We start from the raw sequence: 917 nt of genomic DNA, 5'->3' as shown, positions 1-917 counted from the left end.
CCCTTCTCAATTAAACGCGCCCCCATCTCCTTCATTTTTTCCCACTTATCTTTCATCGCTTCCCGGGCAAGAGTATTAGGGTCGGCTTGTACAATTCCTAAACCACCATTTTCAGGTAAAGGCAAAAGTACTTTCGCTCCAATGTAGATGCCACGTTTCTTGGCTTGGTCATACCACTCCCAATTAACACCCTTCGCATAATATTGAGGTTGCCCCATATAAAAAACGGACTCTTGAAAGTCCGCACTGTCTCTGTAATGGGCTAAATTGAGATTAGCCAAAGGAAGTAATGGAGGCTTTTTAATCTCTTCTGAATTATCAATTGCACCTACAAATGTAAAAGGTATATAGGTCCAGAAATTCCCGTTGTAATCTGTTGGAAACTTCTTCTCTCCGCCAACCCAGTTACCCTTTTCACCCTTTGTATACACCTGAACGGAATAAATATATTCCCCATTACCCTCTTGCTCTAAACGAAGTACACGATATTGCTCTTGTTCGGTTTTACTAAATCCATCAGCACCGCGCTCAGACTTAAATTCACGTATAACCACTAAGCAAAGCTTTTTCTGGTTATCGATCATTACTGAATCCCAATTCACTACATCAAGGGCATTTAGTAAATGAATCATCGGATAGGCTTTTTGTGCTTTAAATTCCGCTAGATTACGAGCTGGCGGCACATCAGGATAATCTACATATAAAGCACAACGATAATGCTTCAATAAATGGCGAATTCCATTTTGAGCCAATTGATAAGTACTTAAACCAGCACCATTTGCATTACGTTCTAAATGAGCAAGTTCCGGAGGAAATTTAAAACTTGGATCGGTTGCAAAAGCTGCACCAACTAAACTATTTGATGTAGTCCCTGTTACTTCATAAAAGACTGCACGGGTAAGATAAGCCTCATAAGC

1 protein-coding gene is annotated in these 917 nt (G+C 40.3%); it reads right to left on the bottom strand.

Going from position 1 to position 917, the window contains the following annotated elements:
- Window positions 1–917: DUF4055 domain-containing protein (locus R5R67_RS19460; protein WP_318755209.1), on the bottom strand; the 917-nt coding region annotated here is incomplete at both ends.

It is taken from the genome of Acinetobacter sp. OYA S30 (genome assembly GCF_033599315.1).
Lineage (GTDB): Bacteria > Pseudomonadota > Gammaproteobacteria > Pseudomonadales > Moraxellaceae > Acinetobacter > Acinetobacter baumannii.
This window is presented reverse-complemented; position numbering and strand designations above follow the sequence as displayed.